At 70.2% G+C, this 4,753-nt stretch carries 5 protein-coding genes; 4 read left to right on the forward strand and 1 reads right to left on the reverse strand.

Annotated elements, in window-relative coordinates; translation table 11 throughout:
- A partial coding sequence (locus tag ACOJSN_RS17325; protein WP_420113737.1) for a helix-turn-helix domain-containing protein occupies positions 1-319 on the forward strand: 319 nt, incomplete at its 5' end.
- Positions 320-328: 9 nt separating this feature from the next.
- On the opposite strand, the gene ACOJSN_RS17330 is transcribed toward ACOJSN_RS17325, so the two are convergent.
- Positions 329-778, reverse strand: a complete 450-nt coding sequence (locus ACOJSN_RS17330) for a hypothetical protein (RefSeq protein ID WP_420113738.1) — start codon at positions 776-778, stop codon at positions 329-331.
- Positions 779-1,063: 285 nt separating this feature from the next.
- Here ACOJSN_RS17330 and ACOJSN_RS17335 point away from each other — a divergent pair, with 285 nt between their 5' ends.
- From ACOJSN_RS17335 to ACOJSN_RS17345, 3 genes are all read left to right on the forward strand, one after another.
- A complete protein-coding gene (locus ACOJSN_RS17335) occupies positions 1,064-1,918 on the forward strand; it encodes an NAD-dependent epimerase/dehydratase family protein (protein ID WP_420113739.1) in 855 nt (284 codons plus the stop codon).
- Positions 1,915-3,198: an enolase C-terminal domain-like protein gene (locus ACOJSN_RS17340; protein WP_420113740.1), complete on the forward strand. Its 1,284-nt coding sequence runs from the start codon at positions 1,915-1,917 to the stop codon at positions 3,196-3,198. Before ACOJSN_RS17335 ends, ACOJSN_RS17340 begins: the two co-directional genes overlap by 4 nt.
- A 78-nt stretch (positions 3,199-3,276) precedes the next feature.
- A complete protein-coding gene (locus ACOJSN_RS17345; protein ID WP_420113741.1) occupies positions 3,277-4,665 on the forward strand; it encodes an extracellular solute-binding protein in 1,389 nt (462 codons plus the stop codon).
- Positions 4,666-4,753: the final 88 nt, after the last annotated feature.

The following is a 4,753-nucleotide window of genomic DNA, read 5'->3' on the forward strand; positions in this document are numbered from 1 at the left end:
GATCATGCGGACCCTCGAGCATGTGGACGCGCACCTGTCCGAGCCGCTCACTGTCAGGCACCTCGCCGGCGTGGCGCGGCTGTCGGTCTCCCGGTTCGCGCACTTGTTCGCCGAGCAGCTCGGGTCGTCGCCGTCGGCGTACGTGGAGCGGAAACGCATGGCGTGGGCCAAGCTGCTCCTCGACCTCACCGGACGTTCGGGGGCCGACGTCGCCGGCAGCGTCGGAAACAGCGACCCGCTGTACTTCTCCACACGCTTCCGCCACGTCGAGGGTGCGTCGCCGACGGCGTATCGCGCGCGGGCGGCCAGGGGGAGGTGAGGCTCGTCGTCAGTTCACGCCGACGCCGAAGTAGTTCTCCTCGTCGGCACCCTCCGCGAGCGGCGGGCAGCCCTCCGGGACGAACCACTCGTCGTCGGTAGTCTGCCTGAATCCGCCGCCCAGCGAGATGGGCTCGCCCACGGCGGCGCTCTCGCCGTTGACCTCCAGTGTGGTGCCGTCCCAGGAGGTGACGGCGATCGGGAGCACCGGGACGACAGGCGGCAGCTCCTCGTCGAATCCCTCCCAGGAGGGCAGCACCACGAGGCAGCCGTACTGGAGGTCGAGCGTGCCTTCCAGCAGCGCCCCGTCACCGCCGGACTCGGTCTGCAGGTGGTAGGCGAACGGCACGTCGGTGGGCAGCGGGAAAGGGAGCGACTCCCGCCCCTGCGCGCAAGCCCCGCACAGCAGGAGTGCGCCCCACACGGCGGCTGCGCCCACCGCCATCGACCTCCCAGTCATGCGGCCACCGTAGGCCACCGCCCGGTGCAGGGCGCCGAGATCGTAGGCCCACGCCGAACTCGTAGATCCGGATCGACGATCTGGGCGCCGATCTACGATCTCGGCGGCGGTAGGTGGGCGGGCGGGGAGGTGCGGGCCGCGGGCAGGGGTGGGGGAATGCTTTCGCATTAATCTGACGTGCCCTATTGACAGCGTAGCCTAGCCGAGGCACAGTAGTGCGAAAGCAGTTTCGCACCACTGATGAGGACGCGGGTGATGGTGCTCGCGAGGATCGATGGAGACCGGGTGGACACACGGCCTGCGCGCGTACTGGTGACCGGCGCTGACGGCAAGATCGGGCACGCCGTCGTCGCTGATCTGATTGAGCGCGGCGTGGCGGTGACGGCGCTGTCGCGGGAATGGGAGTCGCCCTCGCGCGCGGACCGGGCGGTCACCGGCGATGCCACCGTCGAGGCTGACGTGGCGCGCGCGCTCGAGGGTGCCGACGCCGTGGTGCACCTCGCTGCGCTCGCCCACCGGGACGCCGGGCGTCCCTACGAGGTCTACCGCACCAACACCGACGCCACCTTCAACGTGCTGGCGCAGGCCGGCGCTCGCGGGATCACGCGCGCCGTCATCGCGAGCAGCATCAACGCGTTCGGGATCCCCATGCACCGCAAGCCGCTGCTGCCTGCCTACTTCCCGATCGACGAGCAGATCCCCTACGACCTCGACGACTGGTACTCGCTGTCGAAGCGCAGCGACGAGCTCACGGCTGAGATGGCTGCCAGCCACTGGAACATGACGGTGGTGGCGTTGCGGTTCCCGTACGTCGGCACCCCGGAGCAGGTGCGGCAGCACGCCGGCCATGTGCACGATCAGCAGGTGCGTGAGGGCTGGTCCTACATCGACCTGAGCGACGCGACCGACGCGATCTGGGCGTCCCTGGTCGCACCGTTGATCGGAGCCCACGTGATCGGGGTCTCGGCGCCGGACACCTATCGGCCCGAACCCACCGCCACCCTGCTCGCCGAGTACGCACCCCAGGTGCCCCTGAGGATGGGCGTCACCGGGCGCGGGGCACTCATCGACACGGCTCGCGCCGAGCAGCTGCTCGGGTTCGTCGCGCACCGCACCGCCACGCAGGGGGAGCCGGTATGAACGCGGTGAGCCGGCCCGAGACCGTGGTGCGGGGCCTCGAGCAGCCGTGGGCCGCCGTCGGCGATCTCCGCATCACCGGGGTGCGGGCGATCGTGACCGCGCCTGAAGGCATTCCGCTCGTGGTGGTGCGGGTCGACACGAACGAGGACGGGCTCTACGGGCTCGGCTGCGCGACCTTCACACAGCGGTGGAAGGCAGTGGTCACCTACGTCGAGGAGCACCTCGCGCGGCTGGTCGTGGGGCGCTACCCGGGCGACATCGAGGACCTGACGCGACTGGCTCGGTTCTCGAGCTACTGGCGTGAGGGGCCGGTGGGCAACAACGCGATCTCGGGTCTCGATCAGGCGCTGTGGGACATCGCGGGCAAGCGCGCCGGGATGCCGGTGCACGAGCTGCTCGGCGGCAAGGTCCGCGCCGCGGCGGACACCTACCTCCATGCCTCGGGCGCCGACATCGACGCCGCGCTCAGCCACGCCGAGGAGCTCGTCGACGCAGGCTGGCGGCACCTACGGTTGCAGGTCTCGCAGCCGGGTCGCGGCAGCTACGGCTCAGCGCGGCTGCCCGGCCCGACCGACCCGGAGGCGCCCTACCCGGAAGGGTGGCGCGTGGCGGAGTACCTGCGGCGCACGCCGGAGCTGTTCGCCGCGGCCCGCGAGCGGCTCGGGGAGGATGTCGAGCTGCTGCACGACGTGCACTCCCGGCTCACTCCCAAGCAGGCCATCACGCTCGCGCGCAGCCTCGAGCCGTACCGGCTGTTCTTCCTCGAGGATGTGCTCCCGCCCGAGCACTGGGACGCCTTGCCGGGAGTCCGGGCAGCCGCACCGGTGCCGATCGCCGTCGGTGAGCTGACCACCTCCATGACCGATGCCACGCGGCTGGTGCTCGGTGGCGGCGTGGACCTCATCCGCTCGCACATCTCGGCGATCGGCGGGCTGACACCGGCACGCAAGCTCGCCGCGGCGGCCGAGCTGGTCGGCGTGCGGACCGCCTGGCACGCGCCGGGCGACACCTCTCCGATCGGCGCCGCCGCGAACGTGGCGCTCGACGTCACGAGCGCGGCGTTCGGGATCCAGGAGGGTCACGTCTACGCCGAACCCGTGCACAAGGTCTTCCCCGGCACGCTGCGCATCCAGAACGGCTGGCTCGTGCCGAACGAGCAGCCGGGCTGGGGGATCGATATCGACGAGAGCGCCGCCGCCCGCTATCCCGCCGATCTCTCCGGTCACGACGCCTGGGCGGCCGGCGTCCGCGGCCCCGACGGAGGCCTCATCGCTCCATGACCGAGACCCCTCCGGCGCTCATCATCGGTGCGCCTCCCACCTGCTAACAGCACACCCACAGAACGAAGGAGTTCGCAGATGCCCCACACCCGTACCCGACGAGGCGTGCTGGTCGGCGCCACAGCGGCAGTGACGGCGCTCGCGCTGGCTGCCTGCTCAGGCGGACCGGCCGATCAGCCCTCCGCCGGCGACGTCGACACCGACGCACCAGTGACGATCAGCGTCGGCAACATGCCCACGACCGAGGATCCCGAGCTGCGGGCGGCGTTCGAGCGCCGACTCGAGGAGTTCGCCGAGGCGTACCCGAACATCACCGTCCAACCCGAGGAGACGGAGTGGGCGGCCGACACCTGGAATGCGCTCATCGCCGGCGGCACCATGCCCACCGTGATCAGCGCCCCGTTCACCGAGATCCAGTCGATGATCGCGCGCGGCCAGATCGCCGACATCACCGACTACATCCCGACCGACTCCGCGCTCGCCGAGCTCAACCCCGCCGTTCAGGAGGTCAACACCGATGCGGATGGCCGGGTGTACGGGATCAGCGTGTCGGCGTGGACGATGGGTCTGCTCTACAACCGGGCGTTGTTCGCCGAGGCGGGTCTCGATCCGGACGATCCGCCTCGGACCTGGGAGGACGTCCAGGCCGCGGCGCAGGCCATCGACGAGGCCACCGACGCCCAGGGCTTCCTCACGATGACGCTCGACAACACCGGCGGCTGGGTCCTGACCACGATGTCCTACGCCTTCGGCTCGACGCTGGAGAGTGAGGACGGGACCGAGGCGACGTTCACGAACGGCGCGACCGAGGATGTGCTGGAGCTCTACCAGCGGATGCGTTGGGAGGACGACACGATGGGAGCCAACTTCCTGGTCAACTACGACGACGCGGTCAACCTGTTCTCCTCCGGTCAGGTGGGCATGTTCGTCCAGGGTGCGGACAACTACACGAACATGGTGGTCCGCAACGGGATGGATCCCGAGGACTTCGGCCTCGCACCGCTCCCGATCGCGCCTGATGGGCTGGGCACGCTCAGCGGCGGCAACGTCAAGGTGTTCAGTCCGACCGCGTCGCCGGAGGAGCTCGCCGCGGCGATGGCCTGGGTCGAGTTCCAGGACTTCCAGCGGTTCACGGATGAAGAGACCGCCGTGGCGGATGCCCAGGCGTCCGCGGCCGACGGGCTCGCGGTCGGGGCGCCAGGACTGCCGGTGGTCAACGCCGAGCTCGATGCGCAGTACCTCGAGTGGATCGACGAGTACATCAACGTCCCGCGCGAGAACTTCGACCTCTACCTCACGACCGTCGAGGAGGTGCCGCTTGTTCCCGAGCCCTCCGTGAAGGCGCAAGAGCTGTACAACACGCTCGACTCCGTGGTCCAGGCGGTGCTGACTCGCGAGGACGCTGACATCGATCAGCTGCTGACCGATGCCCAGTCCACCTTCCAGTCGGCGCTCGACGCGGGCTGACGCGGAGACGGTGCGGCCGGTCCCCGCCGTGGCCGGCCGCACCCACCCCGCCACACACCAGAAGGGAGGGGGCATGGTCGCCCGCGGC

Origin of the sequence: Pseudactinotalea sp. (assembly GCF_048594945.1) — a bacterium.
Lineage (GTDB): Bacteria > Actinomycetota > Actinomycetes > Actinomycetales > Beutenbergiaceae > Pseudactinotalea.